Below are 1,958 nucleotides of genomic sequence, written 5' to 3'. Positions count from 1 at the left end.
AGGCCGACGTCGCGCGGGCCGTGGTGCTCGGCGCCCGACGCGCCGTGGAGCAGGTGTCTGCGTCACTGCAGGTCGCCGCCGTCGCCCGCACCGAGGCCGAGGAGGCCCGCACCGCCCGGGAGTCGACTCTGGCGACGGTGCGCCGGGAGGTGTCCTCGCTGGGTGACCAGCTGCGTGAGCTGACCGACTCGGTGCACCGGGACGAGGTCGCGCGCACCCAGCAGCGGTTGCGCATCGAGACCCTGCAGGCCAAGGCGGTCGAGGAACTGGGGATCGACCCGGAGGTGCTGGTCGAGGACTTCGGCCCGCACCAGCTGGTCCCGCCGGTGCCCGACCCGAAGGCCGACCGCGACGCCGCTCCGCCGGAGCCGGGGCCCTTTGTCAGGGAGGCACAGGAGAAGCGGCTGCGCCGGGCCGAGCGCAAGATGTCGGCGCTGGGCAAGGTCAACCCGCTGGCGCTCGAGGAGTACTCCGCGCTGGAGGAGCGGCACAAGTTCCTCACCGAGCAGCTCGAGGACCTCAAGAGCTCCAAGCGCGACCTGATGGACATCGTCCGCGAGGTCGACGAGCGCGTGCAGAAGGTCTTCGCGGAGGCGTTCGAGGACACCGCCGCACAGTTCGAGGGGGTCTTCGGCCGGCTGTTCCCGGGCGGCGAGGGCCGGCTCCTCCTCACCGACCCCGACGACCTGCTGACGACGGGCATCGAGGTGGAGGCACGGCCGCCCGGCAAGAAGATCAAGCGCCTCTCGCTGCTCTCCGGTGGCGAGCGGTCCCTGGTGGCGGTGGCCCTGCTGGTCTCCATCTTCAAGGCGCGCCCCAGCCCCTTTTACATCATGGACGAGGTCGAGGCCGCCCTCGACGATGCCAACCTGGGACGCCTGATCACCCTGTTCGAGGAGCTGCGCGACTCCAGCCAGCTGATCGTCATCACACACCAGAAGCGCACCATGGAGATCGCGGACGCCCTGTATGGCGTGACGATGCGGGGCGACGGGGTCACCACCGTCGTCTCCCAACGGCTGCGGGACCTGCAGGACGAGAGCGCCTAGCCGCGACGCAGGACGGCGGTGGAGCGGAGCGACCCTGAGGCCACGGAGCGCGGCCACAGGCATATCCCGGCGGCTACACGGCATACCACTCGACGGTGGGTCGGAAAGTGCTGAATCGACGTGATGTGGACCACACCTGCGGCGAGTCGATTGGTGCTGTCGTCGACCAGCAGTGCACTCTAGACCCATGGTGCTCCTCATCCTCGGCATGCTCGTGTGCATCGGCCTGGCCGCGCTCGTCGTGGCGCTCGTCGCGATCCCGGCACGACGGGAGGGGCGCGAGGTCCTCACTCCCAAGGGGGAGGAGGTCGTGAGCGCGGTGAAGAACCGGACCGGCAACGCGTTGAACCGCACCGGTGACGCCGTCGGCACGGCGAGGTCGCGCACCGGCGAAGCGGTGACGAGCGCCCGGGCCAAGCGCTCCGCTGACGCCAGGACCGAGCCGGCCGACCAGACGCCGGACGAGGCGCCGAAGAGCCGGTCCGCGGGGCGTGCCGACGACTCGGCGGACAGCGACCCGGACACCCAGGTGGGTCGCGCAGGCTGACGCCGCCACACCGCTCGGCGGTAGCTGCTCCGGTCACCCCCCAACGGGTGGGGTGACCCTTCTTCGTCTGGGAGAATCTCCGCCGTGGACACTCTTTGGGAAATCGTCGGCGCCGCCGTCCTGATCGCCGTCGTCGCCGTGGGCCTGGTCGTGGGCCTCTTCCGGGGAAGGCGCGGCAAGCAGTCCACCCTGCCGCCGCGGACCCAGACCGGCACCCGGCCGGGTGGCGCTCCGACCGCCGCTGACGACGAACGCACCCGCGACTCCTCCGGCGGACGCACCGGCACGGTGGAGCCGCCGGCGCGTCCGACCGCCCCCGAGGTGGAGGAACCAGCCGAGGCGGTCGTCGAGACGCCGGCTCC

At 71.4% G+C, this 1,958-nt stretch carries 2 protein-coding genes and 1 pseudogene; all 3 read left to right on the top strand.

What is annotated here, in order from left to right:
* On the top strand, positions 1-1,049 hold a 1,049-nt coding region (locus FRW57_RS21045; RefSeq protein ID WP_152186983.1), incomplete at its 5' end, for an AAA family ATPase.
* Positions 1,050-1,236: 187 nt separating this feature from the next.
* Positions 1,237-1,596, top strand: coding sequence for a hypothetical protein (locus FRW57_RS21040; RefSeq protein WP_137121830.1), 360 nt, complete (start codon positions 1,237-1,239; stop codon positions 1,594-1,596).
* Between the two features lie 84 nt (positions 1,597-1,680).
* A pseudogene (locus tag FRW57_RS21035) lies at positions 1,681-1,958 on the top strand (hypothetical protein); the annotation flags it as partial.

Source organism: Segeticoccus rhizosphaerae (assembly GCF_009192725.1).
Classification (GTDB): Bacteria; Actinomycetota; Actinomycetes; order Actinomycetales; family Dermatophilaceae; genus Segeticoccus; species Segeticoccus rhizosphaerae.
This window is presented reverse-complemented; position numbering and strand designations above follow the sequence as displayed.

Excerpts from the sequence above, each read along its gene's own strand:
- FRW57_RS21040 (WP_137121830.1), top strand. The coding sequence starts at position 1,237 with ATGGTGCTCCTCATCCTCGGCATGCTCGTGTGCATCGGCCTGGCCGCG.